This window comes from Lentzea sp. NBC_00516 (genome assembly GCF_036346835.1).
Lineage (GTDB): Bacteria > Actinomycetota > Actinomycetes > Mycobacteriales > Pseudonocardiaceae > Lentzea > Lentzea sokolovensis.
In genome coordinates, this window is the sequence record NZ_CP107840.1 from 5,596,445 (window position 1) to 5,623,396 (window position 26,952).

Consider the following 26,952-nt stretch of genomic DNA (forward strand, 5'->3'; position numbering starts at 1 on the left):
TTGCTGGAAAAGGAGATTCAGCGACCGGAAGGCGGTGAACGATCCCGCTGCGGCGTCCAGCGGATGCCGTCGGGGGTGCGGTGCACGCGCCGGGCGAAGGCAACGACGAACCGCATCGGCAGCGCGGGTTTCGCGACGGGCGGCACGTCGGACGGCACCTGGGCCTGCGGGACCTGGGCTGCCTGGAGGTTGTGCGGTTTGGGCGTGGTGACGGGCAGGTTCGCGAAGTCGTGGCCGTGCCGGATGACGGAACCGGCGGTGACGGGCTCGGCGGGCGCGGCGACGATGAACAGCTGTCCGAGGAACAGCAGAAACGCGAGCGCGACCGCGTTGCGACGCATCACCGCTTCCTGCCTCCACCGACGTAGACGAGCGCTCCCCCTACGACAGCGCACAACCAGGAAAGCACAAGTGGCTGCATCGTGGTGGCGCCGAAGAACAACGCGACGGTCCAGCCGACCAGGATCAGGGCCGAAGCGGCGAGCAGGGACACCGTCACGGCGAGCTTGCGCAGACTGAACAGCAGCTTGTACGGACGCAGCCGCAACGCCACGACCAGGCAGCACAGCACCAGCGCGCCGGTGAAGAACCCCAGGTAGGGCGTCGGCCGGGGCATGCCGGCGATCAGCGCGAGTAAACCGCCGCCGACCAGCAACAACGAGAGCATGCGCAGCGCGCGCCACACCTGCACCTTGTTCAACTGCAGCTGGGTGGGCCGGGTCGAACGCCGCCGTTGCACGGTCGCGAGGTTCGCCTTGGAGTCCGCGTCGGACGGGTCGAGCTTGATCGCCGACCGGTACGCGTGCTCGGCGGTGCCCCAGTCGCGCATGCGCAGCGCCGCGTCGCCGAGCACCTGGAACGCCCGCGCCTCGGTCGGTGCGAGCTGGGAGGCGTGCAGGGCCGTGTCGAACGCCTCGACGGCGCCGTCCGGGTTGTCGGCGAGGACCTCGGCGAGCACGACGTAGCAACGCCAGTCGCCGGGCTTGCGCCGCACGGACTCCCGCGCCGCGACCGCCGCCTCGACATGCCGGCCGAGATCGCTCAGTGCCAGGGCCGCGAGCCGCTGCGGCCAGGCGGGCTCGCCGTCGAGCACCATCGCACGCTTCGCCGAGTCGAGTGCCTGGTCCGCCTCACCCAGGTCGAGGTGGGCGGCGGCGAGCCGGCACCACGCCTCGGCGTGCCGAGGGTTCGCCGCCACGAGGGGCCGCAACAGGTCGATCGCCTGCCGCGGCTTCCCCGAGGCGGTGAGCTCGGCTGCGCGCAGCAGCACGGCTGTCATCGGCTCGGACACGCCGCACAGTGTGGCAAAGCGCCTCCGGCCCTCGAACGGGTGACCTCAGCCGGCCGTCCCGAACCAGCGCGCGAGCTCCACTTCGAGCGCCTCCTGGTCCTCGCCGGCCCACGCCACGTGCCCGTCCGGCCGCACCAGCACGGCGGGCGCGTCGAGGTCCTCGCTGACGTCCACGACGTGGTCGACCCGGTCTGCCCAGCCGCCGACCGACAGCGTCCCCGCCTGGTCGAGCAGGATGCCGCGACCGGCGTGCATCTGGTCGTAGAGGCCGCCGCGCTTGAGCGAGAGGTCCCCGATCCGCCTGCCGACCAGGTCGTTCTCCGAGCCGAGGTCGTACCGGACGGAGACCGCGATGATCTTCTCGATCAGGTAGCGGTTGACCTCCTCGAACTGCACGAGCTCGGTGAACAGCCGCCGCACCGACTGCGGCCCCGGCTCGACCTTCATCAGTTCGATCTGCGCACGGGTGTTGTTCAGCACCTCGTCCGCGACCGGGTGCCGTTCGGCCTCGTAGGTGTCGAGCAACCCGTCGGAAGCCCGGCCGTGCACGGCCGCCGCGAGTTTCCAGCCCAGGTTGAACGCGTCCTGCACGCCGAGGTTGAGCCCCTGGCCACCGGTCGGCGGGTGGATGTGCGCCGCGTCGCCCGCGAGGAACACGCGACCGGCCCGGTAGCGCTCGGCCTGCCGGGTGGCGTCGCCGAAGCGGGACAGCCAGCGCGGCGAGTGCACGCCGAAGTCGGTCCCGGCGACCTTGACGAGCTGCTCCTTGAAGTCGTCCAGAGTCGGCAGGACCGCGCGGTCCTCGTTCACCCCCTCCGCGGGCACGACGACCCGGTACGTCGCGGTGCCGCCGATCGGGCCGACACCGAACCGCTTCTGGGTCTTGCGGACCTCCAGCATCAACGGCATCGCCTCCTCCCACGGGACGCCGATCTCCATCTCGCCCAGCAGCGTCTCCACCCGCGACGGCTCGCCGGGGAAGTCGATGCCTGCCAGCTTCCGCACGGTGCTGCGGCCGCCGTCGCAACCGACCAGGTACCGCGCCCGCAATGACGTGCCGTCTGCCAGTTCGACGGTCACGCCCTCGTCGTCCTGTGCGAACGCGGTCACCGTGCTGCCGCGCCGGACCTCGGCACCGGTCTCGACGGCGTGCTCGGCGAGCAGGCGCTCGATGTCCGGCTGCGGCAGACCGAGGACGACCGGGTACTTCGTGTTCAGCCGTTCCGGTGCGGGCTTGTCGATGCCCGCGAAGAACCCGGCCAGCGGGTGCGTCGTGCCGGCCGTCAGGAACCGGTCGGCGATGCCGCGCTGGTCCAGGATCTCGATGCTGCGCGCGTGCAGGCCGAGCGCCCGGACGACCTTCGTCGGCTCCGGATCCCGTTCGAGCACCAGCACGCTCACGCCGTGCAGACGCAGTTCGCCAGCCAGCATCATGCCGGTCGGTCCACCGCCGGCGATGATGACGTCGATCATGGAGTCTTCCCCATTTCCCCAGGTAGATGACGTTGGCCGGGAAATGATGAAGCACACCCAGGGTCTTGTGGCAAGGCCCCCCATGCGCTATATGTTGAAGTGGGAGGAGAGCCGCGCTCTCCTCTTTCGTCGTTTCCGGGGGTCACGACGTGGTGCGCTGGTACTTCGCCGGCCTCGTGCTGTCGTTCTTCGGGACGAGCGCGATGATGCTGGTCGCCGGGATCTGGGTGAAGTCGCTGACCGGCAGCGACGCCCTCGCGACCCTCGCCCTGCTGTGCGTTTACGCGCCGGGCGTGCTGTCACCGTGGATCGGCCGGTTCGCCGACTCCTACCGCCGCAGACCGTTGCTGATCTGGACTGACCTGGCGGTCGTGCCCGCGCTGGCCGTGCTGTTCTTCACCGACGAGCTCTGGGTGATCTTCGTGGTGCTGCTGCTCTACGGCACGAAGGCCGTGCTCGTCAGCGCGGCGGAACCGGCGTTGCTGGTGGCGATGCTCCCGCCCGACCGGCTGGCCAGGGTCAACGGGCTGCGCATGTCGTTGCAGGAGGGCATGAAGCTCATCGCGCCGTTGGCGGGCGCGGCACTGTTCGCGGCGCACGGGGCGTGGCCGGTGGTGGCGATCGACGCGCTGTCGTTCCTGCTCGCGGCCGGCGCGACGGCGATGATCAAGGTCGACGAACCGCCGCCGGCTCCGCGCGAGTTCGCGAGCCTGCCGCATCTCAAAGCGCTCCGGTGGCCGATCATCGGGACGGCGGTGGCGTTGTTCGCCTCCTCACTGAACACCGCGGCGGCGTTTCCGCTGGTGGAGCACGGTCTGCAGTACGGACCTGAGTTCCTGGGCGTCCTCGCCGCCGCTCAGGGCGCGGGATCGGTGCTCGCGGGCCTGCTGGGCCGGCGCGCGAACGTCACGGCGGGGTTGGTGCTGATGGCCGTCGCCGCGGCGGCACGCATGTCGGCGTGGTTGCCCGCGGTGCTGGTGTCGGGGTTCGTGAACGGCGTGGGTCTCGCCTGGACCGTGATCGCGGTGGCGACGCTGGTCCAGCAACGCACGCCGCCCGCCGTGCTCGGCCGGGTCAGCGCCACCGCGATGAGCATCGTGTTCGGCGCCGTGCCGCTCGGGCTGGCCGCCGGTGCGACTCTCGTGGCGAACGTGAGCTTCGAGGTGATCTACCTGGTCATCACGGCACTCACCGCGGGAACGGCGCTGTGGACAGGAGTTCGCGGCCGCGGTCCGCGAACGTCAGGACAGCACCCCGGTGTCCCGCAGGTGAGCGAAGATGATCCGGTCGACCGGTGAGATCCGGTCCGCGTCGGCGGTGGTGAGCCAGGCGAGTTCCTCGATCTCGGCCGACGCCACCGGTTCCCCCTCGAACGACGCGGTGTAGCAGGTCATGCGCACGGTCACCCCCGACGTGTGGCCGTGCGCCTGCGCTTCGAACGTCCCCAGGTGCTTCGCCGACGCCGCGTCGATCTCGACGGACAGCTCCTCGCGGATCTCGCGCACGAGCGTCTCGACGTCGGACTCGCCCGGCTCTCGCTTGCCGCCGGGCAGGTAGTACGTGTCCTTGCCCGCCGACCGGGTGCCGAGCACGCGGCCGTCCTTCAAGTAGATCCAAGCCACCTTGTCGATCACGCGACCGAGGTTAGGCGCTGGCGAGTTCCTTGACCACGCGGTGGGCGTCGGCCAGCGACTCCACCGCGAGCTCGCGGAACTGGTGCATCTGCGGCACCACGTCCGCCAGGGTCAGCTCGGCGTGCACGAACTCCAGGTTCTGGTCGAGGCCGACCATCGACAGCACGGCGCGCAGGTACGGCTCCTGGAAGTCGAAGCCCTCGCGCGGCGTGCCCGGCTTGTACGAACCGCCACGAGCCGTCACGACGACAACGCGCTTGCCGCCCCACGCGAACGTGCCGTCCTCACGGGCGAAGTGCTCGGAGGTCGCGACCTGGTCGATCCAGGCCTTCAGCGTCGACGGGATCGAGAAGTTGTACATCGGTGCGCCGATCAGGAGCACGTCGGCGGCGTCGACCTCGGCGATCAGGCCGGCGGCGATGCCCTGGTCCGTGCCGTCCTTGTGCGGGATCGGCGACGCGTGCAGGTCGCGGTAGGTGTAGCCGGAGCCGGGGTTCGCGGCACGCCAGCTCTCCGCGAACGCGTTGGAGATCTCCCGGGTCACGGAGCCCTCGTACCGAATGCTCGTGTCGATGTGAAGCAGATTGGTCATACTCGGAACATACGAGTGAAGAACTTCCGAGTCAAGATGTTCCGAGCCGAGAACATCTCCGCCGGGATGTAGGATGGGACACATGGAGGAGCAGCCCGAACTCGTCGAAGCCTGCTTGGAGAAGTGGGATTTGAACTGGCTGCTGCACCGCGCCACCCAGCGCGTCGGCGCCGCGTACGCCGACGAGATCGCCAAGTTCGGGATCTCGTTGCGCGGTCAGCTGGTGCTGGGCGCGCTCGCCAACGAGGAAGCCCAGCGCACCCAGCTGAAGCTCGGCGCGATGCTCGGGCTCGACAAGACCACGCTCACCAGCGAGCTCGACAAGCTGGAGCGGATCGGTCTGGTCATGCGCGTCCCTGACCCCAACGACCGGCGCGTGCGCACGCCGATGATCACCGACAAGGGCCGGGAGCTGCAGAAAGAGGCGGGTGACGCGCTCGCCGAGGTCGAACGCGCCTTCCACTCCCGCTTCACCGCCGAAGAGATGGCGCTCATTCGCAAGGCCCTGCAGGACCTCTCGCGCGGCGAGGGCCCGATGCACGGCTCCTGCATCTAAACAAGCGCACCCAGGTCCGCGTCCCGCAACTGCTCCGGCGTCACCGTCGCCTGCGCGTCCACCAGCGCCTTCAACGCCGTGCCGTGGTCCCAGACGTTGACGTTCATGGCGGCCCGCAGCCGTCCGTCACGCAGCCAGAACGCGATGAACTCCCGCGAAGCCACGTCACCGCGCACGACCAGTTCGTCGTCGGGGCCGGCGAGGCCGCGGTACTCCATGCCCAGGTCGTACTGGTCGGTGAAGAAGTACGGCGACTTCAGGTACGGCTCGTCCAGCCCGATCAGCGGCCCGGCCACGTGCGTGCCCTGGTCCTTCGCGTTCGCCCAGTGCTCGACGCGGACCCGGTGACCGTAGCGCGGGTGGTCCTGCGCGGTGATGTCGCCGGCCGCGAAGACGTCGGGCGCGGACGTGCGCAGCAGCGCGTCCACCGCGACGCCGCCCTCGGCCAGTTCCAGGCCGGCGGCCTCGGCCAGTTCAAGACGGGGCGAGGCCCCCACGGCCAGCACCGTCACGTCCGGGTGCAGCTCGGTGCCGTCGTCCAGGCGCACACCCGCCGGCGAGAAGCTCGCGACACCCGTGCCCAGCTTGAACTCCACGCCGTGCTCGGTGTGCAGGCCGCGGAACATCGCGCCCATCTCGGCACCCAGCACGCGCACCAGCGGTTCGGCCAGCGGGTCGACCACCGTGACGCGGCAGCCGTGCGCGCGGGCCGCGGACGCCACCTCGCACCCGATCCAGCCCGCGCCGACGATCACGACGTGTCTGCCTTCGCGCAGCGCGGACTTCAGCGCCAGCGAGTCGTCCAGGGTGCGCAGCACATGTCCTTGCGCGCCAGGCAGAACGCGCGGACGCGATCCGGTCGCGAGCAGCAACCGGTCGTAGGTGCGCACTGCCCCATCCGAGTCCACGATCGTGTGATCGCCGGGCCGCAGCTCCAGCACGGACACGCCGAGCTGGAGGTCGATCTCGTTGTCGGAGTAGAAGCTCGGCTCGTGCACCCACGCGGGTTCGGTCGCCTTGCCGAGCAGCACGTCCTTGGACAGCGCGGGAAGTTCGTACGGGCGGTGGTGCTCGGTGCCGAACATGGTGATCTTGCCGCCGTAGCCGCGGTCTCGGAGCGCGCCGGCGGCGGAGGCACCGGCGAGGCCGGTCCCCACGATCACGATGCGTTGCGGTTCCACCATTTTCACCCCTTCAGGTGACCTGGTCTCGTCCCACGTGCGACGCTATCCGCAGCTCGGCACGGTCGCTGAACGGAGAACGCGAAACCTTCGTCATGACCAACGGTGACGCGCGTCTCTATGACGCGAGCACCGGCATCACCGGGCCGGTGCGCCGAGTGAGCTGGAGGAAGAAACCCGTGGGAGCCCAAGAGGAGTGGCAGGTGAGCTGCCGCGACATCGCTTCGCGCCGACGGGACATGACGGTGTTCGTCAGCCAGGGGCACATAGTGATCACCGTGCCGCCGGGAGAGGCCGCCGTGCTGACACCACTGGAGGTCGGCCGGCTGCGGGCGGCGTTGCGGGACGCGGTCGTGAGCGCGTCCAACACTGACATGTGACCGCCGTCACACCGTTACCTACTCGCTAGTAGGTAGATGGCAGAGTGGGTCGCATGGTGACCCGCGTGCTGCTGACCCTGGTCAAAGCCGGAGTGATCCGGCCGTTGGGCCCGCGCGGGCTCTCCGGCACCGTGCGCGGGTATCTGCAGTGGGACATCACGCTGGCGTGGGGCTTCCAGACGGGCGCGGGACGGCACCCGGACCGTGCGGCGATCATCGACGACGACGGCGTGCTGACGTACGCGGAGGTGAACGAGCGCACCAGCCGGCTCGCGCATGCTTTCCGCCCCAAGGAACGCGTCGGGCTGCTGTGCCGCAACGGCCGCGCCTTCATCGAAACGATGACCGCGTGCACGAAGATCGGCGCGGACGCCGTACTGCTCAACACCGGCCTGAGCACAGGACAACTGGCCCAGGTCGCACAGGACCAGAAGATCGGCAGGATCGTCGCCGACCGCGAGTTCGCCGACGCACTGCCCGCGGACATTCCCGTGTTCTTCACCGACGAACTCGAGTCGCTGATCGCCAACGGGCCCACGACCTCGTTGCCCCGCAGGCCTCCGCGTGGCCGCCTGATCATCCTCACCTCCGGCACGACCGGCACGCCGAAAGGCGCCCGCAGGCCGGAACCCGCGAGCCTCGCCCCGGCCGCCGCGCTGCTGTCGCGGATTCCGCTCAGGCACGGTGACGTCATCTCCATCACCTCCCCGCTCTTCCACGCCTGGGGCCTCGCCGCGTTCCAGCTCGGGCTCGTGCTCGGCGCCACCCTGGTGCTGCGCCGCAGGTTCGACCCGGCACAGGCGCTGAAGGACGCCGACAGGTGCACCGCGATGTTCGTGGTTCCCGTGATGCTGCAACGCATGCTGGAGAACTCGCACCGGCCGAACCTGCGGGTCATCGCCTCCAGCGGCTCCGCCCTGCCACCCCGCGTCGCCGCCCGCACGCTGCAGGAGTTCGGCCCGGTGCTCTACAACCTCTACGGCTCAACGGAAGTGAGCTGGGCGAGCATCGCGACACCGGAGGAGATGCTGCGCGAGCCGGGTACAGCGGGCAAGCCGCCGCTCGGCACCAGACTGGCCATTGTGGACGATCAGGGCAAGCCCGTGGCGCCGGGTGAGACCGGGCGCATCTTCGTGGGCAACGAGATGTTGTTCGACGGCTACACCAACGGCACCAGCAAGGAATCGCTGGACGGCCTGATGTCGACCGGCGATCTCGGCTATCTCAAGGACGGCCTGCTGTTCGTGGCAGGCCGCGACGACGAGATGATCGTGTCAGGTGGCGAGAACGTTTACCCGCACGACGTCGAAGATCTGCTCTCGACGCTCGACGGCGTCACGGAGGTAGCGGTGCTCGGCGTGCCGGACGACGAGTGGGGCCAGCGCCTGGCGGCGTTCGTTGTCGGCGCAAAAACCCTGACGGCCGAACACATACGTGAACACGTGAAGGTGAATCTGGCGCGATACTCCGTTCCCCGGGATGTTTTCTTCGTCAACGAGTTGCCGCGCAACGCAGCCGGAAAAGTGTTGAAACGTCAACTGCGAGATCACCACTAGAGTCAGCCTCCGAATGAGGGGGCTCGACCATGACGGTTCCCGGCAGGACCGCGGATCCGCGTTCCAACGCCGTGCACAACCTGCGCGAGGCACGTATCGCCCTGGACGAGGGCAGGCCGGGCGAGGCGTTGGAGTACGCGGAGAAGGCGGTGGCCGCGTTCGCGTGGCTGGACGACGTCGAGGGCGTCGCGGAGGGTGTGCTGGCGCAGTCGGTGGCGCTCGGCAAGCGGGGGCTGTGGCCCAGCGCGCTCGACACGATCGACAAGGTGCAGGAGATCGCGGCGGCGAACCGCCACATCGGACTGCAGGCGCGGTGCAGCTTTTCCCGTGCCGTGGTGGAACTGCGGCTCGACTCGCGGGAGCGGAGCTTCAACTCCTTCGCCCGCGCGCTGGGTCTCGCGGAGCTCACCGGTGACAACGAGCTGATCGGCTCGGTGCTGTTCGAACAGGCACGGGTGATGCGCATGCAGTACCACGAGCACTGCATGATCCGCACCGAGGAGAACCGCTGCAGCCTCGACGGTGAGCCGTGCGTGCGCAAGATCCGTCGTGCGGAGGCGTTGTGCGCTCAGGTGCGCGATCGGTGGAAGACGCTCGGCGATCCGGTGCGGATGGCGATGGTCAACGTCCTGCTGACACACGTGCGCATTGATCTGGGTGAACTTGACCGCGCGCACCGCAGCTGGCAGCGCGCTGACCAGTTGCTTGCCGGAAGGAACCGCCCGGTGGCGCGGGCCGAGGCGCTGATGGCACGGGCGCGCCTCAGTGGTGCGCGGGCGCGCTACCCCGAGCAGATCGCCCAGCTCACCCAGGCCGCCGAACTCGCGATGAGCTGTCTGGCACGGGAAGTGGCGGTGCACGCGCACCAGCAGCTGAGCGAGGCGCACGAACGGACCGGCGATCTGGAACGGGCGTTGCGGCACGCGCGCCTGCAGTTGGAGCAGTACCGGTTGTGGGAACTGCAGGAGGGCCGCGATCTGCTGCGGATGCGCGAGCACGACCTGTCGTCACGACTCGTGGAACAGTTGGCGCACAGGCGTTTCGAGCCCAAGCGGGAGGACACCGTGATGCGTGTCCCGCATCCCGGCGAGCTCCACGAGACCGGTACCGCCGAACACACGAACGCCCGGATCGCCCGCGCGCTCAGGGCAGGGCTCACCAAACGCGGCATCGAGGTGCTGCGGCTCGTGGCCGCGGGGGCGAGCACGGCGATGATCGCGGAGTCGCTCGGTCTGTCCCCCAAGACCGTGCAGAACCACCTCCAGCGCATCTACGCGACCCTTGACGTCAACGGCCGTGCCGGTGCCATCGTCTGGTGGATGAACCTGGCCGTCACCTAGTCAAACGTTGTCAATCGATTGACAACTGCTCCGACCAGGCATACCGCCCATCGACCGTTCGGTCGCTGGATGCCGACCGGTAACTGCCGGTTCCCGGGTGTTTTACCCATGTTCACGCGGTGTAATTGGGTGATGTGGTGGGTATCTGGTCTGTGTCATGCTCCGTTAACAAGGTGTCCAGTTAATGAGCGAGGGGCGGTCATGACGAGGCAACGCCGCTCGGCGCTAGTGCTTGCGCAGCGCGATGCGTGCCACGTCTCGCCAGAGCAGCGGGTCGACACCCTCGGGGTTGATGTGTTCCAGCAGGGCGGCGAGTGCGGTGCGCGCGTCGGCGCCGCCGTCCGCGTCGACCTCGTCCGCCGCCCGCACGAGCAGCAGGTGGCACCGCAGCTGCTGCTCGGCGTCGAGCTGGCCGGTCGCGAGCGCGACCTCAGCGAGTTCGCGGGCCCGGTCGACCTCGCCGTCGCGCAACGCCAGTTCCGCCCGCAGCGCGCGAGCGTGCGCGAGCAGGTTCTCCTGGCGGCGCATGGCCGCGACCGTCGTCTCCACCTTGTCCAGCAACGCGACCACGTCGTCGAGGTTCGCTCCCGGCGTGCGCAGCGTGATGGACGCGCCGGCCAGGCGGACGCGGCAGCGGTACTCGGGATCGCCGTCGAAGTCGTCCAGCATCGCGACGGCCTCGCGGATGCAGTGCGCGGCCTCCATGCGGTCTCCCAGGCGATCCGCGACCTTGGCGCGCACCCACCACGTGGAGATCGCGAGCCGGTCGCGGCCGAGTTCGGGCAGCCGCGCGGAAAGCTGGTCCACGACCTGTTCGGCGTCCGCCAGGCGACCGGCCGCGGTGAGCTCCGCGCACAACGAGATGAGCGCGCGCGTGTGCACGCGACGCACCCGTTCGCCGTCACCGTTCGACAGTTCGACGGCCTCGGTCGCGGCCTTCACGGATTCGGCCGTCCGGCCGAGGCGCCGCAACGAGGATGCGCGCAGGATCTCCACGAGCGCGTCCACCGCCGGACCGGGAGACCACGACTTGCGCAGCTTCGCCCCCGCCAGCAGCAGGCCCTCGTGGTCTCGCTGCCGCGCGAGCATCACCAGGCGCGTCCAGCGCACGCACCAGCCGAACATCTCCTCGTCGGACCGCTTTCCCAGCGTTTCCAGCAGATCGACGGCCATCACGAGGTCGCCGTCGTGGTACGCGAGCAGCGCTTCGCACCACGCCAGCGCCTCGTCCTGCATCGCGGTCCTGTCCTCGTCGACCATCAGCTCGGACGGGTCGACGCCGAGCACCTCGGCGAGCCTGCGGACGACGGTGGGGGACGGCACCCGTTCGCCGGACTCCAGCCGGGACACGTAGCTCATCGAGACGCCGGGGCACGCGAGGTCCTTTTGCGACAAGCCTCGTTGCAGCCGGACCGCTCGCAACCGCGCACCGAACCTCGTCAACGACTTCCTGCCCTCATCCACGGCCGCCACCTATCGAAGGAGCCCCTTAATGAAGTTGAACACTATCGCTCGAACCGTCGCGGCCGTGATCCTCAGTTTGGGGGCGCTGCTGGCGATTTCGGGCGCGGCCTCGGCTGACGAGCCCGACAGCGCCTTCACTCCCCCGTACTGCGCCCGTCCCTGATCGGATCGTCTGAGCCGGGGTGGTCCCGCCTCCCTCGCAAGCGGGACCACCCCGGCCACCGACACACCAATTGACACACCTGACCACACCACCAGGTACCGGTGAGGCACCCTTGTGGGGTGACTCTGCAACTGCGCACGCCTCGTCACCAGGTGAGCCCGAAGTCCGTCCTGCTGTGGACGATGCAGGCCGCCGTGTTCTGGCTCGTGCTCTTCGTGCCCCAGCTGATCGTGTTCCTGCTGGTGGGCAACCCGCCGACGTGGCAGCTGGCGCTCCTGATCGCCACGCTCGTCGTCGGAATCGTGCACACCGCCGTTGAACCGAGCTGGCGCTACCGCGTCCACCGCTGGGAGACCACGCCGGACGCCGTCTACACCCTCTCGGGCTGGCTGAACCAGGAGTGGCGGGTCGCGCCGGTGTCGCGGATCCAGACGATCGACACGAAACGCGGACCGTTCCAGCAGTTGCTCGGTCTGTCGACCGTCACGGTGACGACGGCGTCGGCCGCCGGTCCCGTGGAGATCGAGGGCCTGGAGCACGAGGTCGCGCAGAGGCTCGTGGTGGAACTGACGAACACGACGCAGGCCACCCCCGGTGATGCCACGTGACCACCCCCGCCGAGGTGCCCGCCGGACTGCCCGCCGCACCGGAGTTCACCGAGCCGCTGCAGGAATGGCACCGCCTGCACGTGCGGATGCTGGTCGTGCGGCCGCTCAACGAGGGCATCGCGATGCTGGTGCCGATCCTCGTGCTGTTGTTCACCGGCAACGGCGAGAAGTGGCGGCTCATCGCCAGTGGCGCGACGGTCGCGGCGATCCTCGCGTTCAGCTATCTCATCTGGCGCACCACGAAGTACCGCATCACCGGCGACCAGGTCGAGCTGCACACGGGTCTGCTGACCCGCAAGCAGCTCGCGGTGCCGCGTGATCGCATCAGGACGGTCGACCTCACCTCCAAGCCGGGTCACCGGATCTTCGGGCTCTCGGCGGTGCGGATCGGCACGGGACAGCAGGACGTCCCCGGCACGGACGGCCTCACGCTGGACGCCGTGACGCAGCAGGAGGCCGAACGGCTGCGGTTGTTGTTGCTGCAGAAGGGAGTCGTGCCCAAGGCTCCGGAGGGCGAGGACGCGGAACCGGTTCCGCTGCCCGAGTCCGAGGTCATCTCGCAGCTCGACCTGAAGTGGCTGAAGTTCGCGCCGCTGTCGCTGTCGGGCCTCGTCGCGATCGGCGCCCTGTTCGGCGTGCTGTCCAACTACGCGGACGACCTCGGCCTGCACCCGGTGATGGACCTGTGGGAGTGGCTGTTCGAACACCCGAGCTACACGCTGTTCGCCGTCTTCCTGGTCGTGCTGGTGGTGGTCGGGCTCGTGCTGTCGATCCCGCTCTACATCCTCCAGTTCTGGAACTACCGGCTGACCCGCGAGCCGGACGGAACCCTGCGCGTGCAACGGGGTCTGCTCACCACCCGGTCGGTTTCGGTGGAGGAGCAACGTCTTCGCGGCGTCGACATCCAGGAGCCGCTGCTGGTGCGCGCCGGCAAGGGCGCGAAGCTCGCCGCGGTGACGACGGGCCTGGGCTCAAAGGGCGAGAGCAACCTGCTGCTGCCGCCCGCGCCGCTGTCCGTGGCACATCAGGTGTCGCGGGACGTGCTGAAGGTCGGCAACGACCCGACGACGCTGAGGCTGCGCAAGCACCCGTTCGCCGCGTTGCGCCGCAGCATTGTCCGGCACGTGATGCCGTGGGCCGTGATCGCGGTGGGCCTCGCGGTCTTCGCTCCGGCGTGGGCGTGGCCGATCCCGGTGGCGATCATCCCGTTCGCCGCGTTGGTCGGCTGGGACAACTACCGCTCACTCGGCAACGCCCTGGACGAGCGCTATCTGGTTACGCGCAACAACTCTCTCGTGCGCAGCACCGTCGCGTTGCAGCGCACCGGAATCATCGGGTGGCGCATCCACCGGTCGTTCTTCCAGCGCCGCAGCGGTCTGGTGACGATCGGCGCGACGACCGCGGCGGGTGCGGGCGTCTACCGCGTCACGGACGTCGGCGAGTCCCACGGGCTGGCGCTGGCCGACGAGGCCGTGCCGGACCTGTTGCGCCCGTTCCTGATGGACTCCACTGTGGACGGTCAAGCCGAGCGGAACGTCTGACGGTAGGCGCTCGGCGAGACCCCGATCGATGCGGCGAGCTGCTGTCGCAACGCCGCGCCGGTCCCGAACCCGGCGTGGTTCGCGACCTGGTCGACCGGCAGGTCGGTGGACTCCAGCAGGTGCCGGGCCCGGTCGACGCGCTGCTGCGTCAGCCACTGGCCCGGCGACATCCCCGTCTCGGCGCGGAAGCGGCGGGTGAACGTCCGCACGCTCATCCGCACCTGCGCGGCCATCGCGGCGAGGTCGAGCGGTTCTTGGAGGCGCTCCAAGGCCCATTCGCGGGCGAGCGCGGTGGACGTGTCCGGGTAGCTCGGCACGGGGCGGTCGACGAACTGGGACTGGCCGCCCTGCCGCCACGCCGGGACGACGCAGTAGCGGGCGATCCAGTTCGCGACCTCGCTGCCGTGGTCTGACCTGATGACGTGCAGGCACAGGTCGATGCCCGCGGCGACGCCCGCCGACGTGAGGATGTCGCCGTCGTCGATGAACAGCACGTCCGGGTTGAGGCGCACCTTCGGGTAGAGCGCGCGGAACTCGTCGGTGGTGCCCCAGTGCGTGGTGGCGGGCCTGCCGTCGAGCAGCCCGGCCGCCGCGAGCACGAACGCACCCGTGCAGATCGACATGATCCGGCGCGCGTTCGTCGTCGTCAGCGCCTCCAGGACCGCGGGTTCGAGCCAGCCCTCACGCGCCGGCTTGTAGTGGGTGCCCGGCACGAGCACCGTGTCCGCGTCTTGGAGCACCTCCAAGCCGTGCTCGGGCGCGATGGTGAAGCCGCCGCTGGTGGGGATGGGGCGGCGGTCCGGCGAGCAGACGACCACCTCGTAGCGGTCCGCGAGCCGGGCGAACATGTGCGTCGAGCTGCCGATGTCGAACGCCACCGACTGATCGAGCGCGAGGACAGCGATCCGGTGCATGGCCTGATTCTTTCACATGTTGGCCATCGGGCCACTGGTTGACGGGTTCGCCATCACCGAACCTTGTCGGCGTGAGACTCCATTGGGCCTGGGTTGTCGCAGGCGTGTCCTTCATCGCCTTGGTCGGTGCCGCGTCGTTCCGCGCGGCGCCAGGTGCGTTGATCGAGCCGTTGCAAGCGGAGTTCGGCTGGTCGACCGGCACGATCTCCCTCGCCATCTCGATCAACCTGTTGCTGTTCGGGCTGACCGCGCCGTTCGCGGCCGCGCTGATGGACAAGTTCGGCGTGCGGGTCGTGGTGACCTGCGCGTTGACGTTGGTCGCGATCGGCAGCGGGCTGACGGTGTTCATGACCGCGTCGTGGCAGCTCGTCCTGCTGTGGGGCGTCGTGGTCGGGCTCGGCACCGGCTCGATGGCGCTGGCGTTCGTCGCGACGATCACCGGACGCTGGTTCGTGAAGCACCGCGGCCTGGTCACGGGCGTGCTGACGGCAGGTGGCGCGGCCGGCCAACTGGTGTTCCTGCCGACCGTGGCCTGGCTGTCCGAGTCCTACGGCTGGCGGTACGCGTCGCTGGTCATCTGCATCGCCGCGCTGGCCGTGGTGCCGCTGGCGGCGTTCTTCCTGCGCGAGTACCCGCGTGACGTCGGGCTGTTGCCGCTCGGCGCGACCGAGGACACTCCCCCGCCACCGTCCGGTGGTGCGGCCAAGCGCGCTCTGGGTGCGTTGGCCACCGCTGCCAGGAGCCGGCCGTTCTGGTTGCTGGCCGGCGGGTTCGCGATCTGCGGAGCGTCCACGAACGGCCTGGTGGGCACGCACTTCATCCCCGCCGCGCATGACCACGGCATGCCGACGACGACCGCCGCCGGGCTGCTGGCGCTGGTGGGCGTGTTCGACATCGTGGGCACGATCGCGTCCGGCTGGCTGACCGACCGCGTCGACTCGCGGCTGCTGCTGGCGGGCTACTACGCGCTGCGCGGCCTCTCGCTGATGCTGCTGCCCCAGCTGTTCGGCGCGTCCGCGCACCCGTCGATGCTGGTGTTCATCATCTTCTACGGCCTGGACTGGGTCGCGACCGTGCCGCCGACCGTGGCGTTGTGCCGCCAGTACTTCGGCATGTCCGGGCCCGTCGTGTTCGGCTGGGTGTTCGCGTCGCACCAGCTCGGCGCGGCCGTCGCGGCGTCCGCGGCCGGGCTCACCCGCGACCACCTGGGCAGTTACGACCTGGCCTGGTACGTCGCGGGCGCCCTCTGCATCGGCGCGGCCGTGCTGTCAGCGTCGCTTGCGCGAAGTCCCGAACAGACCTCGCGTGATCTCGCGCGCCAGGGCACTGCCGGCTGACCGCAGGAACGACTTCACGGCGCTGTTGCCCAGCACCTTCTCGACCATCCCCGGTTCCTCCTTCTCCTGACGAGGAGGTTCCGGGGATCGTTCCCGCTGTTCTTCCTGCGGGGGCGCGACCTTCTGCATCAACTGCTCGTAGGCGGACTCGCGGTCGATCGTCTCCGAGTACTTGCCGTGCAGTTCCGACGCCTGGGAAGCCTGCTTGATCGCGTCGTTGCCGATGGTGTCCATCAAGGAGCGCGGCGCCCGCAGGCGAGTCCACGCGACCGGGGTCGGCGCGCCCTTCTCGCTGAGCACGGTGATGATCGCCTCGCCGATGCCGAGCGACGTGAGCGCCTTCTCCAGGTCGTAGTGCGGCGTCGTCGGGTACGTCTTCACCGTGCGCGCCAACGCCTTCTGGTCATCGGGCGTGAACGCGCGCAGTGCGTGCTGGACGCGCGCGCCGAGCTGCGACAGCACGTCGTTCGGGATGTCGGTCGGCAGCTGCGTGCAGAAGAAGACGCCGATCCCCTTGGACCGGATGAGCTTCACGGTCTGGGTGATCTGGTCGAGGAACGCCTTGGAGGCGTTGGAGAACAGCAGGTGCGCCTCGTCGAAGAAGAAGACGAGCTTGGGCTTCTCGACGTCGCCTTCCTCTGGCAGCGTCTCGAACAGCTCCGCCAGCAGCCACATCAGGAACGTGGAGAACAGCGCCGGATTGCCTTGCAGTTCCGCGAGTTCGAGCAGGCTGACGACACCTTTGCCGTCGCGCTGCCGCATCAGGTCGGCCGGGTCGAGCTCCGGTTCGCCGAAGAACCTGTCGCCGCCCTGCGCCTCCAGGTTGACCAGCGCCCGCAGGATCACGCCCGCCGTGGAACTCGAGACGCCGCCGATGCCCTTGAGGTCGGCCTTGCCCTCGTCGCCGGTGAGGTGCTGGATGACACTGCGCAGGTCCTTGGTGTCGAGCAGCGGGAGGCCTTTCGAGTCCGCCCAGTGGAAGATCAGGCCGAGCGTCGACTCCTGGGTGTCGTTCAGGCCCAGCACCTTCGACAACAGGATCGGCCCGAAGCTCGTGACCGTCGCCCGCAGCGGCACCCCGAGACCGCCGGTGCCGATCGACAGGAACTGCGTCGGGTACGACTGCGGCTGCCAGTCGTCGCCGGTGTCCTGGGCGCGGGCCGTGGTCCTGTCACTGACGCCGCCCTGCTGCGACAGACCGGACAAGTCGCCCTTCACGTCCGCCATCAGCACGGGAACGCCGTTGTTGGACAGCTGTTCGGCGAGCAACTGGAGCGTCTTCGTCTTGCCGGTTCCCGTCGCGCCCGCGACGAGTCCGTGGCGGTTGACCATGGCCAGCGGGATGCGGACGTGCGCGGTCGGCTCCACGGTGCCGTCGACCAGCACGGCGCCGAGTTCGATGGCCGCGCCCTCGGACGCGTATCCAGCAGCGATCTCAGCTTGGGCCGTCATGCAGGAGGAGCGTAATCAGGTTGCTGCACGCCGCCACTCGAAGTTGAGCGCTCGCGCAGTAATGTTTCCGGCGTGATGGATCGTCTGGTGTGGATCGACTGCGAGATGACCGGACTCGACTTGGGCAAGGACGCTCTGATCGAGATCGCGGCACTGGTCACGGACGCCGAGCTCAACGTGCTCGGCGACGGCGTGGACATTGTGATCCACGCGGATGACGACGTGCTCGCCTCGATGCCGGACGTCGTCATGGAGATGCATGCCAAGTCGGGCCTGACCGAGGAGGTGCGCGCGTCCGCCGTCTCGATGGAAGAGGCAGAGGCCGCCGTGCTGGCCTACATCAAGGAGTGGGTCCCCGACCCGCGGACCGCTCCCCTGGCCGGCAACTCCATCGCCACCGACCGCGGCTTCATCGCCCGCGACATGCCGGCGCTGGACGCCCACCTGCACTACCGCATGGTCGACGTGTCGTCGATCAAGGAGCTGTGCAGGCGCTGGTACCCGCGCATCTACTACGCGCAGCCGGGCAAGGGCCTCGCGCACCGGGCGCTCGCCGACATCGTCGAGTCGATCCGGGAGCTCGCGTACTACCGGCGGACGGCGTTCGTGCCGCAGCCCGGTCCGTCGTCGGAGCAGGCCCAGGCCGTGGCCGCTGACCTGCTGAAGAACGCCGACTGACCCCCGATTTCAATATCGGTAGCTCTCGTTGCTATGCTTTCCTCGCCGGTCAACGACTGGCAATGGTGGGTGTAGCTCAGCCGGTAGAGCACTGGGTTGTGATCCCAGGTGTCGCGGGTTCAAGTCCCGTCACTCACCCGGATAAGCCGGACTATGTTCGCAGAAAGCGCGAACATAGTCCGGCTTCGTTGTGTTTCCTGGGGGCCGAGCCCCCAGACCCCGCGCCGGGGGCAAGCCCCGCGGACCCCCAGCCATCGGAGCGCGCTGTGACCACCCTGGTTGCCAAGGATCTCGCCGCGGGTCACGGTGACCGCGTCCTGTTCTCCGAGCTGGACCTGGTGGTCGCTCCCGGCGACGTCATCGGGCTCGTCGGCGTGAACGGCGCGGGCAAGTCGACGCTGCTGCGGACGCTCGCCGGCCTGATCCCGCCCGAGCAGGGCCGCGTGTCGCTGAGCCCGCCCGCGGCCAACGTCGGGCACCTGTCGCAGGAGCCCGAACGCCGTGAAGGCGAGACCGTGCGGGACTTCCTGGCCAGGCGGACGGGCGTCGCGGACGCGCAAAAGGCCTTGGACGTGGCCACCGAGGCGTTGACCGCCGGCAACGACGAGGGCTACTCGGAGGCGCTGGACCAGTGGCTCGCCCTGGGCGGCGCCGACCTGGAGGAACGGTCCCTGGAGGTCGTGTCGGACCTCGGCCTGACCGTGGGCCTCGACGCGTTGATGACCTCGCTGTCCGGCGGCCAGGCAGCCCGCGCGGGCATGGCGTCGTTGCTGCTGAGCCGCTACGACATCTTCCTGCTGGACGAGCCGACCAACGACCTGGACCTCGACGGCCTGGAGCGGCTGGAGAAGTTCGTCACGGGCCTGCGCGCCGGAACCGTGGTGGTCTCGCACGACCGCGAGTTCCTGGCCCGCACGGTCACCAGCGTGCTGGAGCTCGACCTGCACCAGAACTCCGTGCGCCTGTACGGCGGCGGCTACGAGTCGTACCTCGAAGAACGCGCACGGGCCCGTCAGCACGCCCGTGACGACTACGAGGAGTTCGCGGACACCAAGGCCTCGCTGGAAGCCCGCGGGCGCATGCAGCGCGCGTGGATGGACAAGGGCGTGAAGAACGCCCGGCGCAAGGCGACGGACAACGACAAGAACGCCCGCAAGTTCCGCGCCGACGCCACCGAGAAGCAGGCCTCGAAGGCCCGCCAGACCGACCGCATGATCGAACGCCTGGACGTCGTCGAGGAGCCCCGCAAGGAGTGGGAGCTGCGGATGGAGATCGCCGCGGCCCCGCGTTCCGGTGCCATCGTGGCGTCCCTGCGGGCAGCGGTGGTCGAACGCGGCGGCTTCCGGCTCGGCCCGGTGGACCTGCAGATCGACTGGGCGGACCGGGTCGCCATCACCGGCGCGAACGGCGCGGGCAAGTCGACGCTGCTGGGCGCGCTGCTCGGCCGGGTCGAGCTGACCTCGGGCTACGCGACGCTGGGCTCCGGCGTCGTGGTCGGCGAGGTGGACCAGGCGCGCGGGCTGTTCCTCGGCGACCTGCCGCTGGTGGAAGCGTTCGAGGAGGCCGTGCCGGAGATGAACCCGGCCGACGTGCGCACGTTGCTGGCGAAGTTCGGGCTGAAGGCGGTGCACGTGAAGCGTCCGGCGGCGTCGCTGTCACCGGGTGAGCGGACGCGGGCGGCGCTGGCGTTGCTGCAGGGCCGCGGGGTGAACCTGCTGGTGCTGGACGAGCCGACGAACCACCTCGACCTGGCCGCGATCGAGCAGCTGGAGTCGGCGCTGGAGAACTACCCCGGCACGTTGCTGCTGGTGACGCACGACCGGCGGATGCTGGAAGCGGTGCAGGTGAACCGTCACCTGGCCGTGTCGGGCGGCCAGGTGACGGTCTCCTGAGTGGTTAGCGGTTGCCCTGGACCCACTGGGCCCACGGCACCTGCCAGTCGCCGAAGCCGTCCCACGACTCCAGGGGCGGGCCGCCGGAGTTGGTGACGACGACGACGTCGCCCTGCTTGCTGTTGTCGATGACCCACTTGGCGTTCTCCGGCGACAGGTTGAGGCAGCCGTGACTGACGTTGCGGTTGCCCTGGTCGCCGATGGACCACGGCGCGCTGTGGAAGAAGATGCCGCTGTTGGACATGCGGTAGGCCCAGTCGACCGGCGTCTTGTAGCCGCCGTTCTCCAGCGCGAGACCGTACGTGGTCGAGTCCATGATCATGTGGTCGTGCTTCTCCATCAGCACGTACGTGCCGTGGGGGGTGGTGTTGGCCGCGTTGCCCATCGAGGTCGGCATGGTGCGCACGACGTTGCCGTTGACCTTGACGTTGACCTGGTGCGACTGACCGTCGGCCTCGTAGATGACCTCGTCGCCCACGGTCGTGGTGATCGTGCGGTCTTCCTGGCCGTAGATGCCGTCACCGATGTGCTTGCCGTAGACCTTGATGTTCATCGTGATCTTGGTGCCCGACTTCCAGAACTTCTCCGGACGCCAGTGCACCTCCTTCTTGTTGAACCAGTAGAAGGCGCCCTCGACCTTGGGCTCGGTGGTGATCTCCAGCATCTTCTCGGCCGCGACCTTGTCGGCCACCGGTTCGTCGAAGTAGAAGGCCAGCGGCTGGCCGACACCGATGGTGGTGCCGTCCTGCGGGTTCGTCGACACGTACGTGAGCGTGCGCGGCTTCACCGTGGTGAAGGACGACTCCTTGGTCTGCGGCTTGCCGTCCTCGCCGGTCGCCGTGGCGGACAGCTTGTACGTCTTCGAGTACCCGAGCGGCTCGGTGTTCGTCCACTGCGTCGACTCGGGGTTCATCTTGCCCTCGACGACCTTGCCGTCGGGGTTCGTCAGCTTGACGTCGGTCAGCTTCCCGTCCGCCGCGGTCGCGATGACCGGCAGACCGGGCGACACGTCCGCCGCACCGTCGTTCAGCGCCAGTGTCAGCGTGACGGGCTTCGGCGGAGGAGGAGCAGCGCTCGACTCCCCGCCGGCACCGCCTGTCCCGCTGTCGCCGCCCCCTGAACAGCCTGCGATCAGCATCACAGCGACACCCGCTGCGACGACCCCACGACCGCGCCTGCCCCACATCCCCATCGACGTACTTCCGATCTGCTTGTCGCCGCTCCCGAGACTGCCTGCACGAAGTCGTTTTGGCGTCCCCCGATTAGGTGACGACAGGGGGTGCACCGAAGTTGCGCAAGTGGCCGGATCGTTACGTGGCCGATGCACCCCAAACCGGTGCTGACCAGCCGATTGGGAGCGCGCGGAGGCGCTGTGCTAACGTTCTTCCCGTCGGAACGAGCAAGCCTCCGGCACACAAACAAGCGCCGCTAGCTCAGTTGGTTAGAGCAGCTGACTCTTAATCAGCGGGTCCGGGGTTCGAGTCCCTGGCGGCGTACTCCAGAGAAGCAGGTAGAGATTCGTCTCTACCTGCTTCTCTGTGTTTCCAGACTCATCGTCATTCTCCGTTTCGCCGTTGTCGATCATGGTTTGCGAGTCCGAGGAGTCCTCGGGCGCGTTGGCGGTCGTAGTAAAACCGTGCGCCAGGTGAGCCCGCGAGCGCAGCCGTCGCCTGGCGCATCAGTGCACCGCGTACGCCCTGCCGTTCGACGATGCCTCGTTCGACACGGTGGTGTGCGCACGCTGGGCTTGTGCGCGATCCCGGACCACGAGCGCCGGATTACTGCTCGGCACCAATGGGTCGTCAACGACGTTCCGGACGACATCGACCAATTCAGGCCGGACAGCCTCTCGGATGACAGGATGGAAATATTCGTCTCACATGACCTTGGTACCCGAAATGAATTGTCGGTCTTATATATTCAACCTCGGAGCTTTGATTCATTGCTTAGGCGAGGACGACGACCGCTTGCTGCGCGAGAGCCGGACGCAACGGATGGCGAACGACTGGGAGGACACGACCCGTGAAGGTGGAAGAACTGCTGTGGCGTCTGGCCGACAAGTACGCGCCCGCTCCACCGGCGTACTCCAAGGTGGTCAGGCCCACGTGGTTCGACCACTCCGGTGATCTCGTCGTGGTGGACGGTCCGATCACCTGGGAGACCCCGTGGCTCACTGAAGGAGGGTTCAGTCACCAGCTCCCGTCGGGTACTCACCCGGTGTATGCGGGAACCTGCGCCTTTCCCCCGGAAGACGAGGACCCCGAGGCGTTCTGGCATACCGTCACCATGGTCGTGATCCCGCTGGCCGAGCCCTGTCGGATCGAGGAGGCGAACTGGGACGTCGCGGGCTACCACGACGTGCACCTGATCGAGGACTTCGCCGTCCTGTGGGGCGAAGAGGCCATGCGTCGTTCGCTCCCGCACGTGGACGACGCGTCCTCGTTCATCCGTGACGCACGGGACGGCATCCTGGCCAAAGGGCCACGCCATCGCGGGGACAACTGGACGAACGTCGTGGTGGACCGGGAGACCGGCGCCAACGCCTTCGTCTTCCCCGTGCACGACTCGGAGTACGTCACCGGCTACGAGATCGTCGACGACGAGGGCGAACTGCTCTGCCTTGTATTGGCGGCGTGCGGATAGGGCGGCCGACGGTGAGACATGCGCGCGTCATGATCTTGCCCACGAGCAGACGCAACCGACTTCTGCAAACGGTGCCATTTCCCTAATTCACATATCTGACTTTTCACATGCTCGAACATTGTCGCGAATTAGCCGCGAATCATTGACGACTCCTCAGGAACTATTCACAATTCGACTCCACGATGTGAGCCGCCCCACACACGTGGTCGAACTGTTCCCTGGAGGCATGCGTGTCCCGAAGTCAAAGTCTGCGACGAGCCGCCACGCTCGGCATCGTGGGCACTCTCGCCGCGGCGGGCGTCGCCGTGCTGGTCAACGCCGCGGGCGCGGCTCCCGGTGCGGGCGCGCTCACCGGGCTGGACACCTCGGCCGGCAATCGCCGGGCGCCCGTGAGCGGGCTGTACGACTGGAGCAAGGCCGGTTATCGGGGCGGTCAGAACCTCCCCGGCGCGAACGAGGTCAATCCCGGTGAGGCGTGCCAGATCACCGCGGCCGAATTGGCGAGCCAGTTCGCCGTGAAGCCGAATGACGGTCTGGACGATTCCGCCGGTCTGCAATCAGCGATCGATTCGATCAAGACGACCTGTTCGCCGTCGGCGAGCTACGCGAAGCTGAGTCTGATCACGCTGCCGGCCGGTGAGCTGGCCGTGTCGCGCGAACTGCACGTGGACGCGGACTACCTGATTCTTCGCGGGGCGGGCAAGGACGCCACGAAGATCACGTTCCGGCCGGACGCGAACACCCTCTACGACGCCCTCACCCCGGACGGCTCCGACTGGGACGAGGACGGCATGACGTCCGGTGCGGGCAAGGGCGGCTGGCTGTGGCCGGGCCGCGGCCTGTTCCGGGTCCAGTCGCGCGGTGTCGACCCGAGCTACGCGAGCGACCACGCGGCGGCGCCGGAGAACCGCAAGGACATCTTCGAGGGCACGGTGAACGTGCACTGGAAGGTCGGCGCGAAGGTGGCCGCCGCGGCCAGGACCGGTGACCGCACGATCACGCTGCAGTCGGCGAGCAGGATCAAGGCTGGCATGTTCGTGAACGTCCGTGCCGCGAACTCGGTCAAGTTCTACGAGCAGCAGCAGGCGACCGGCGCCGGGTTCCCGATGCTGAACATGCACATGCGTCAGCAGATCTTCACCGTCACCTCGGTCTCGGGCAACACCGTGACGCTGGACAAGCCGCTCGAGTACGACGTTCCGGTCAACTCCACTTCGGACGGTTCGGCGCCGATCGACGGAACGCCGTACGACTCGAAGGTGTCCCCGCTCGTCGACCCCGTCGAGGGCGTCGGCTTCGAGGACTTCGGCTTCACGCAGGCGATGCCCGGTCTCGACCAGGCCGACGCGATCAACAACTACGGCAACATGGCGCCCGCCGCCGAGATGCACGGCATCGTCTTCAAGTGGGCGGCCAACTCCTGGGTGCGCGGCATCAGGGCGGAGATGACGGGCTCGCACCCGATCGTCACCGAGGAGGCCAAGAACCTCCAGATCGTGAACAACGAACTCGACGGCTCGTGGAACAAGGGCAAGGGCGGCAACGGTTACTTCCGCGGCTCGCGCGTGTGGGACTCGCTGTACACCGGCAACACCTCCCGCAACCTGCGCCACTTCACGTTCCAATGGTCCGCCTCGGGCAACGTCGTGATCGGCAACGACTTCGACTCCGACCTGAACCTGCACGGCGGCTGGGAGCGCAACAACCTGTTCGAGCTGAACACCGTCCGGGTGCCCTACGCGCACCGCTCGGCCAACTGCCGCGCCAACTGCGGTGAGGAGGGCGGCGGCGGTCCCGACAACTCCAACTGGTTCCCGATCTGGTGGGGCGCCGGCAAGAAGGCCGTGAAGTGGTCCGGCGCGTCCGGTCCCCGCAACGTCTTCTTCAACAACACGATGACCAAGCAGACCGCGACCGGCGGGCCGTTCAACGACTTCTACGCCGACCACTCGCGGGTCTACCAGTTCGGCTGGAACGGCACGGCCTACCAGCACCTGGACATCGGCGGCACGCCCATCACCGACTGGGCCACCAACGAGCAGCGCGACTTCACCGGCGGCCACGGCGTCGACGCCACGAAGACCGACTCGGCGGCGTCGCTGTTCCTGAGCTCGGTCAACGGCACCCCTCCGACCAGCACCACCACGTCCACGACGACGACCACTACGACGACAACCACCACCACGACGACCACGCCGCCTGCGGGTTCGTGCGTCACCGCCAAGGTCACCCAGACCTCGGTGTGGAACGGCGGCTACGGCGCCGACGTGACGATCACCAACGGCTGCGCCACGGCGACGACGTCGTGGACGGTCGAGTTCGATCTGCCGGCGGGCACCACGGTCAGCAGTTCCTGGAGCTCCGTGCGGACGTCGACGGGCCAGCACCACAAGTTCACCAACGCGAGCTTCAACGGCGCCGTCAAACCAGGCGCCACCACGAAGTTCGGCTTCAATGCCTCGGGTGCCGGTCTTCCCACCGGCTGCACCGTCAACGGCAAGTCCTGCGGAGGCAACTGATGAGCACACGAGCACTCGCGCTCGCCGCGGTGACGGCAACGGTCGCGGCGCTGCTGAGCGGTGGGTCCGCGCAGGCCGCGGCACCCGTGCTGAAGGCGGCGGTCACCCAGACGTCCGTGTGGAACGGCGGCTACGGCGCGGACGTGACGATCACCAACTCCGGTGACGCCGCGAGCACGTCGTGGACGATCGAGTTCGACCTGCCGTCCGGCACCACGATCACCAGTTCCTGGAGCTCCGTCCGCACGTCCACGGGCCAGCACCACAAGTTCACCAACGCGAGCTTCAACGGCGCCGTCAAACCGGGCGCCGGCACGACGTTCGGCTTCAACGCCTCCGGCGGCAGCCTGCCCACGAACTGCACGATCAACGGCGTGGCGTGTGGCGGCGGTACTCCGCCCACCGACACGCAGGCGCCCACCGTGCCGACGGGTCTGCGGTCCACGGGCGTGACGTCCGGTTCGGTGTCGCTGGCGTGGACGGCGTCCACGGACAACGTCGGCGTCACCGGTTACGAGGTACTGCTCGGCAACGCGGTCAACGCGACCGTCACCGGCACGTCGGCCACGATCACCGGCCTGTCCCCCGCCACCGCGTACTCGTTCTCGGTGCGCGCCAAGGACGCGGCGGGCAACACGTCGGCGGCGAGCACGGCGGTCAGCGCCACGACCAGTCCGGGCACCGGCGGCGGCACCACGGTCGACGTCTCCACGGCGGCACAGCTCCAGGCGGCACTGGCCGCGGCCACCGCGGGCCAGACCATCAAGCTCGCGGCGGGCACCTACCGCGGCTCGTTCGTCGTCAACGGACGCGCGGGCACCGCGTCCCAGCCCATCACCCTGAGCGGCCCGCGGGACGCCGTCCTCATCAACGACGGCCCCACCGGCGAGGCCCCGTCCTGCCCCGCGCCCACCGCGGGCTGGGACTCCGGCTACGGCCTGTGGGTCTTCGGCTCCCCGTACTGGAACCTCACCGGGTTCACGGTGCAGGAGTCGAAGAAGGGCATCGTCCTCGACAACTCCCACCACACCACGATCGACTCGGTCTCCGTGCACCACGTCGACGAGGAAGCCGTCCACTTCCGCCGTTCCTCGGCCGACGGCATCATCCGCGGCTCCACCATCACCGACACCGGCCTGGTCCAGCCCGGCTACGGCGAAGGCGTGTACCTCGGTTCCGCCAACTCCAACTGGGCGTGCCACGGCAACAACGGCGGCATCGACCGCAGCGACCGCGTCCAGGTGCTCGACAACAGGATCGGCCCGAACATCGCGGCCGAGCCGATCGACGTCAAGGAGGGCACCTACGAGGGGATCATCCGCGGCAACACCTTCGACGGTCAGGGCATCAGCGGCCAGAACTCGGCCGACTCCTGGATCGACGTCAAGGGCATCGGATACCTCATCGAGGACAACACCGGCACGTTCCGCAGCCCCGGCACCTTCGCCAACGGCTACGAGACGCACAACACCAGCACCACCCCGAGCCTGCCCAACGGCTGCGGCAACGTCTGGCGCAACAACCGTTCCGACCTCGGCGGCGTCGGTCAGTACGCCATCAACATCACCTCGGTGTCGAAGTGCACGGCGATGCCCAACGTCGTCTACGCGTCGAACACCGTGACGGGGGCGGTGAAGGGTCTGACCAACGCTCAGGTCACCCCGTAACCGCCTTGAGTGGCCCGGCGGTCCCGACGACCGCCGGGCCACTTTCGTTACTCTCGAAAGCCGGGGGGACA

24 protein-coding genes and 2 tRNA genes are annotated in these 26,952 nt (G+C 68.6%); 16 read left to right on the forward strand and 10 right to left on the reverse strand.

Annotated elements, in window-relative coordinates:
- Window positions 1-17: 17 nt before the first annotated feature.
- The 3 genes from OG205_RS24770 to rox are packed head-to-tail and all read right to left on the reverse strand — an operon-like array spanning window position 18 to window position 2,764.
- Window positions 18-341: a hypothetical protein gene (locus OG205_RS24770; protein ID WP_330270475.1), complete on the reverse strand. Its 324-nt coding sequence runs from the start codon at window positions 339-341 to the stop codon at window positions 18-20.
- Window positions 341-1,291, reverse strand: coding sequence for a tetratricopeptide repeat protein (locus OG205_RS24775; protein WP_330270476.1), 951 nt, complete (start codon window positions 1,289-1,291; stop codon window positions 341-343). The genes OG205_RS24770 and OG205_RS24775 overlap by 1 nt, the downstream gene beginning before the upstream one ends.
- Window positions 1,292-1,336: 45 nt before the next feature.
- A complete protein-coding gene (gene rox, locus OG205_RS24780; RefSeq protein WP_330270477.1) occupies window positions 1,337-2,764 on the reverse strand; it encodes a rifampin monooxygenase in 1,428 nt (475 codons plus the stop codon).
- A gap of 149 nt (window positions 2,765-2,913) precedes the next feature.
- Between rox and OG205_RS24785 the strand changes: the two genes are divergently transcribed.
- Window positions 2,914-4,062, forward strand: coding sequence for an MFS transporter (locus OG205_RS24785; RefSeq protein ID WP_330270478.1), 1,149 nt, complete (start codon window positions 2,914-2,916; stop codon window positions 4,060-4,062).
- Here OG205_RS24785 and OG205_RS24790 read toward each other — a convergent pair.
- Both OG205_RS24790 and OG205_RS24795 read right to left on the reverse strand, forming a co-directional pair.
- Window positions 4,006-4,398, reverse strand: a complete 393-nt coding sequence (locus OG205_RS24790; protein WP_330270479.1) for an NUDIX hydrolase — start codon at window positions 4,396-4,398, stop codon at window positions 4,006-4,008. The genes OG205_RS24785 and OG205_RS24790 overlap by 57 nt on opposite strands.
- 10 nt (window positions 4,399-4,408) lie before the next feature.
- Window positions 4,409-4,990 (reverse strand): FMN-dependent NADH-azoreductase, encoded by a 582-nt coding sequence (locus OG205_RS24795; protein WP_319981822.1) that lies wholly within the window; start codon window positions 4,988-4,990, stop codon window positions 4,409-4,411.
- Between the two features lie 82 nt (window positions 4,991-5,072).
- On the opposite strand from OG205_RS24795, the gene OG205_RS24800 reads away from it, so the two are divergent.
- Window positions 5,073-5,546 carry a MarR family winged helix-turn-helix transcriptional regulator gene (locus OG205_RS24800; RefSeq protein ID WP_319981823.1) on the forward strand — a complete coding sequence of 158 codons (474 nt, stop codon included), beginning with the start codon at window positions 5,073-5,075 and terminating at the stop codon, window positions 5,544-5,546.
- On the opposite strand, the gene OG205_RS24805 is transcribed toward OG205_RS24800, so the two are convergent.
- Window positions 5,543-6,730: an NAD(P)/FAD-dependent oxidoreductase gene (locus OG205_RS24805; RefSeq protein WP_330270480.1), complete on the reverse strand. Its 1,188-nt coding sequence runs from the start codon at window positions 6,728-6,730 to the stop codon at window positions 5,543-5,545. The two genes, OG205_RS24800 and OG205_RS24805, sit on opposite strands and share 4 nt — an antisense overlap.
- A gap of 92 nt (window positions 6,731-6,822) precedes the next feature.
- On the opposite strand from OG205_RS24805, the gene OG205_RS24810 reads away from it, so the two are divergent.
- The 3 genes from OG205_RS24810 to OG205_RS24820 are packed head-to-tail and all read left to right on the forward strand — an operon-like array spanning window position 6,823 to window position 10,003.
- Complete coding sequence (locus OG205_RS24810) at window positions 6,823-7,107, forward strand: hypothetical protein (RefSeq protein WP_442916875.1); 285 nt, start codon at window positions 6,823-6,825, stop codon at window positions 7,105-7,107.
- Between the two features lie 53 nt (window positions 7,108-7,160).
- Window positions 7,161-8,663: an AMP-binding protein gene (locus tag OG205_RS24815; RefSeq protein WP_330270481.1), complete on the forward strand. Its 1,503-nt coding sequence runs from the start codon at window positions 7,161-7,163 to the stop codon at window positions 8,661-8,663.
- Between the two features lie 29 nt (window positions 8,664-8,692).
- A complete protein-coding gene (locus OG205_RS24820) occupies window positions 8,693-10,003 on the forward strand; it encodes a LuxR C-terminal-related transcriptional regulator (RefSeq protein ID WP_330270482.1) in 1,311 nt (436 codons plus the stop codon).
- A gap of 225 nt (window positions 10,004-10,228) precedes the next feature.
- Here the strand turns inward: OG205_RS24820 and OG205_RS24825 are convergent, their stop codons facing one another.
- A complete protein-coding gene (locus OG205_RS24825; RefSeq protein WP_330270483.1) occupies window positions 10,229-11,467 on the reverse strand; it encodes a helix-turn-helix domain-containing protein in 1,239 nt (412 codons plus the stop codon).
- Between the two features lie 28 nt (window positions 11,468-11,495).
- Between OG205_RS24825 and OG205_RS24830 the strand changes: the two genes are divergently transcribed.
- The 3 genes from OG205_RS24830 to OG205_RS24840 all read left to right on the forward strand — a co-directional run bounded on the left by OG205_RS24830 (window position 11,496) and on the right by OG205_RS24840 (window position 13,779).
- A complete protein-coding gene (locus OG205_RS24830) occupies window positions 11,496-11,630 on the forward strand; it encodes a hypothetical protein (RefSeq protein WP_330270484.1) in 135 nt (44 codons plus the stop codon).
- Between the two features lie 125 nt (window positions 11,631-11,755).
- The gene (locus OG205_RS24835; RefSeq protein ID WP_330278216.1) at window positions 11,756-12,238 is read left to right on the forward strand and encodes a PH domain-containing protein; all 483 of its coding nucleotides are present in this window, start codon (window positions 11,756-11,758) and stop codon (window positions 12,236-12,238) included.
- Complete coding sequence (locus tag OG205_RS24840) at window positions 12,235-13,779, forward strand: PH domain-containing protein (protein WP_330270485.1); 1,545 nt, start codon at window positions 12,235-12,237, stop codon at window positions 13,777-13,779. The genes OG205_RS24835 and OG205_RS24840 overlap by 4 nt, the downstream gene beginning before the upstream one ends.
- Here the strand turns inward: OG205_RS24840 and OG205_RS24845 are convergent.
- Window positions 13,758-14,693 (reverse strand): GlxA family transcriptional regulator, encoded by a 936-nt coding sequence (locus tag OG205_RS24845; RefSeq protein ID WP_330270486.1) that lies wholly within the window; start codon window positions 14,691-14,693, stop codon window positions 13,758-13,760. The two genes, OG205_RS24840 and OG205_RS24845, sit on opposite strands and share 22 nt — an antisense overlap.
- A 71-nt stretch (window positions 14,694-14,764) precedes the next feature.
- Between OG205_RS24845 and OG205_RS24850 the strand changes: the two genes are divergently transcribed.
- On the forward strand, window positions 14,765-16,030 hold the full coding sequence (locus OG205_RS24850; protein WP_330270487.1) for an MFS transporter: 1,266 nt from the start codon (window positions 14,765-14,767) through the stop codon (window positions 16,028-16,030).
- Here OG205_RS24850 and OG205_RS24855 read toward each other — a convergent pair.
- Window positions 15,962-17,482: a helicase HerA-like domain-containing protein gene (locus tag OG205_RS24855; protein WP_330270488.1), complete on the reverse strand. Its 1,521-nt coding sequence runs from the start codon at window positions 17,480-17,482 to the stop codon at window positions 15,962-15,964. The two genes, OG205_RS24850 and OG205_RS24855, sit on opposite strands and share 69 nt — an antisense overlap.
- A 72-nt stretch (window positions 17,483-17,554) precedes the next feature.
- Between OG205_RS24855 and orn the strand changes: the two genes are divergently transcribed.
- The 3 genes from orn to OG205_RS24870 all read left to right on the forward strand — a co-directional run bounded on the left by orn (window position 17,555) and on the right by OG205_RS24870 (window position 20,052).
- Window positions 17,555-18,160: an oligoribonuclease gene (gene orn, locus OG205_RS24860; RefSeq protein ID WP_093599053.1), complete on the forward strand. Its 606-nt coding sequence runs from the start codon at window positions 17,555-17,557 to the stop codon at window positions 18,158-18,160.
- A gap of 65 nt (window positions 18,161-18,225) precedes the next feature.
- Window positions 18,226-18,298 (forward strand) — tRNA-His (locus tag OG205_RS24865).
- A 128-nt stretch (window positions 18,299-18,426) separates the two neighbouring features.
- Window positions 18,427-20,052, forward strand: coding sequence for an ABC-F family ATP-binding cassette domain-containing protein (locus tag OG205_RS24870; protein ID WP_330270489.1), 1,626 nt, complete (start codon window positions 18,427-18,429; stop codon window positions 20,050-20,052).
- Window positions 20,053-20,056: 4 nt separating this feature from the next.
- Here the strand turns inward: OG205_RS24870 and OG205_RS24875 are convergent, their stop codons facing one another.
- Window positions 20,057-21,190 carry a L,D-transpeptidase gene (locus OG205_RS24875; protein WP_330278217.1) on the reverse strand — a complete coding sequence of 378 codons (1,134 nt, stop codon included), beginning with the start codon at window positions 21,188-21,190 and terminating at the stop codon, window positions 20,057-20,059.
- A 284-nt stretch (window positions 21,191-21,474) separates the two neighbouring features.
- Here OG205_RS24875 and OG205_RS24880 point away from each other — a divergent pair.
- The 4 genes from OG205_RS24880 (at window position 21,475) to OG205_RS24895 (ending at window position 26,881) form a co-directional block, all read left to right on the forward strand.
- A tRNA-Lys gene (locus OG205_RS24880) sits at window positions 21,475-21,548 on the forward strand.
- Window positions 21,549-22,074: 526 nt separating this feature from the next.
- Entirely contained in the window at window positions 22,075-22,695 is a 621-nt protein-coding gene (locus tag OG205_RS24885; protein WP_330270490.1) for a hypothetical protein, read from the forward strand.
- Between the two features lie 275 nt (window positions 22,696-22,970).
- Window positions 22,971-25,214, forward strand: a complete 2,244-nt coding sequence (locus OG205_RS24890; RefSeq protein ID WP_330270491.1) for a cellulose binding domain-containing protein — start codon at window positions 22,971-22,973, stop codon at window positions 25,212-25,214.
- Window positions 25,214-26,881 carry a cellulose binding domain-containing protein gene (locus OG205_RS24895; RefSeq protein ID WP_330270492.1) on the forward strand — a complete coding sequence of 556 codons (1,668 nt, stop codon included), beginning with the start codon at window positions 25,214-25,216 and terminating at the stop codon, window positions 26,879-26,881. Before OG205_RS24890 ends, OG205_RS24895 begins: the two co-directional genes overlap by 1 nt.
- Window positions 26,882-26,952: the final 71 nt, after the last annotated feature.